We start from the raw sequence: 2,834 nt of genomic DNA, 5'->3' as shown, positions 1-2,834 counted from the left end.
GCTATGTTGTTTCCTACCAAAGGATTTCTCATATCTAGAAGCGTGTTTTAACCCAAATTGGTGTTTGGTTACAAGGCCAACCTCTACCAAAAGTTCTACTACATTATAAACCGTCGCTTTGCTGATATTGAATTTCTGGGCCATGATGTCATTGTAAAGTTCCTCAATTTCAAAATGGTCTTCTCTATTGTATATTTCTCTCAGGATCCTGTAGCGTTCTTGTGTTTTTCTAAGGCCTTTTTCTTCTATCTTTTTGTCTAAAATAACTTGGGCTTTATTGTATATGTCTCCGTTCATGCTTTTACTTTATTTCTTCGTCCCCACCAAATCATAAATCCAGTAATTGGCAAACTTGCAGCCACCAAGGACAATAAAAATGCAAGGATCTTACCCGCAAAGCCCAATATACCGCCCGTATGGATATCGTAAGTCATCCTTATTAGTTTGTCTGCGAATTTTGCGTCTTTTAGTCTACCATATACGTGCTTAACTGGTATTTCTTTTAATGTGTACTGATCGAAATACCGATAGTCTGTGCTCCAATACATATCTTCCTTTGTGTTTACGTTTGCCCCAATTGTAGATGAATCTGATTCAATGGCGTGGACTTCAAGAGAAAGTGCATTAGGGTGTTCCTTTTTCATCTTTTCCCAAACCAAATCCGCGACAGGTTTTTTGAAAGATGTTGTAATGGGTTTTTGTGATATGGGTTCGGTAAAAAGTAGTTCTTTTTCACCCCCGGTAGCTGAATAAATGAGGTAAGTAAACCACTGTATACCAAAGAAAATACCTGTCACAGCGATAATGAGCAATAATGTAGAACTGTAAAATCCAAGGATATTGTGGAGGTCGTAATTCTTGCGTTTCCACTGAGTAGCGTCTTTCCATCTGAACCAAAACCGTTGTTTAGCGGCAGCTTTGTTCTTTGGCCACCAGAGAATAATACCTGTAATAAGCATAAATACAAAAATTAGTGTGGAATAAGAGGTAATAGGTTGCCCAATTTTAGGAGGTAACCAAAGATAATAGTGTCCGTTAAGAACCCAATGAAAGAACGTTTCCTCTATATTTTGTACTTGTAGTATCTTGGCGGTATAGGGATTATGGTAAATGATATAGTAATGTTCGGGGTCAAAACCATAAAATATGGCCTCTACACTTCTGCCTTTTCCTGGGTAATTGATGGCATGAAGGTGAGCCTTTGGTAATGCCTTTCGTGCTACATTTTCAAAGGCGGAGGGTGGTAAAATTTCTCGATTTTCTATTTTCGAAAACCTGAAAGTCTGAGTGACATCCTGAATTTCTTTTTGAAATGCATACAAACAGCCTGTTATGCTCACTATAAACACCACCAGCCCGGTGCTTAGACCGAGCCATAGGTGTAGTTTTTGGATGATTTTCTTGAAATTCAAAACTTATCAAAATTTATAATTGATACTTAGACGAAAGTTTCTGTGGGCTTCAATTTGGTAATAATAAAACTTACTCCAAGAATAATAAGCACCTGAGAAAACGTCGGCATTGAACAGATTATTAACGTTCAGAGCAACACCGAATTTTCCGAAATTATAAGAGGTAGCGGCATCAAATTTTGTGTAAGACGGCATACTTGAATCTATCGATTTGTCATACTCGGCATACCAGGCTGATCTGCCAGCGGCGTGGGAAGCACCTAGCGAAAATCCTAAACCTTCGGCATTACCTGATGGAACTCTGTAGCTTAACCATGCATTGGCAATGCTTTTATCCGTTCCTGGTATTTGCGAGTTTACCTGCTTTCCGTCAGTATCTTTGGTTACTTTCCCATCGGTATAGGCGTAATTTAGGGTAACATCAAGACCTGTTACTAATTGACCTCTTACATCGAATTCTATACCCGAGGTTTGGGTTTGGCCCAATTGAATGGAGAAAAATTGGTGATTAGGATCTGCGGTTAAAACATTGTTTTTGGTGATTTGATAAACGGATGCAGAGGCAGTCCAACGGCCATTTAACCATTCTTTTTTTAATCCTAGTTCTTTGTTATTTCCTGTAATTGGGTCAAATTCTTTACCCTCAAATGTGGCACCAGCTTGTGGAATAAATGTCTCATCTATAACTGAATATACACTTGTGTTTTTGTTTAAGGAATAGCTGGCACCTATTCTAGGTGTAAACTTGCCGGCATCAACTTTTCCAGAGAATGGATCTTCATCGCCAGTGGTGGTGTATCTACCGGCTAATGTAAGTCTTAACTTATCATTCATTAGTCTGATTTCGTCTTGTGCATACAAGGCTGTATAAACGTTATTATAATGTACACCTCTTTGTTTGACGCTTAATGATCTGTCAAAAACGGTATAGGCCGTGGCGGGCACTTTTCCATAAACAGGTGCCGTGACTATAAAAGGTGCGGAGCCATTGATGGCTCCTGTCTGGTTCCAATCATGATAAAAGTCCTTGTTGCCCATGTCTACGCCAGCCAAAATCCGGTGTTTTATTTTGCCTGTTGCTACATCGCCATTTACAAAGAATTGACCTACTCTTATTTGACCCAAAATATCCCATACAGACTCGCTTCTTCTCAGAGTATCGCCGCTGATACTAGTTGGCCATAAGCTACTTCCTTCTTGATTGAACTGTAAATACGCAAGTTGTCCGGTTAACTTCCAGTTGTCGTTAATACTGTGCGACAATGTGGCTATAAACGAGTGGTCGTTTATTTTGGTAGGCGACATGTTGGATTCAAGTGTTGAGAAATTTACGGGTAGTGTGCCAATTCCATCGGAAGTGTAGGCATATGCAGACCCAAGTGGAGACATGTTTACATACTGATAGTTGTACTCTGTGGTTAA

Annotated in this window: 3 protein-coding genes; all 3 read right to left on the bottom strand. The window is 39.5% G+C overall.

Annotated elements, in window-relative coordinates; genetic code table 11:
* Positions 1-297, bottom strand: a 297-nt coding sequence (locus EGI31_RS14420; protein WP_255037914.1) for a Fur family transcriptional regulator, incomplete at its 3' end; no start/stop codon positions are given.
* Positions 294-1,412, bottom strand: coding sequence for a PepSY-associated TM helix domain-containing protein (locus EGI31_RS14415; RefSeq protein ID WP_255037130.1), 1,119 nt, complete (start codon positions 1,410-1,412; stop codon positions 294-296). The genes EGI31_RS14420 and EGI31_RS14415, both read right to left, overlap by 4 nt.
* A gap of 6 nt (positions 1,413-1,418) precedes the next feature.
* The coding region (locus EGI31_RS14410; RefSeq protein ID WP_255037913.1) for a TonB-dependent siderophore receptor at positions 1,419-2,834 on the bottom strand (1,416 nt) is incomplete at its 5' end.

Source organism: Lacihabitans soyangensis, assembly GCF_024343775.1.
GTDB classification, from domain to species: Bacteria; Bacteroidota; Bacteroidia; order Cytophagales; family Spirosomataceae; genus Leadbetterella; species Leadbetterella soyangensis.
This window is presented reverse-complemented; position numbering and strand designations above follow the sequence as displayed.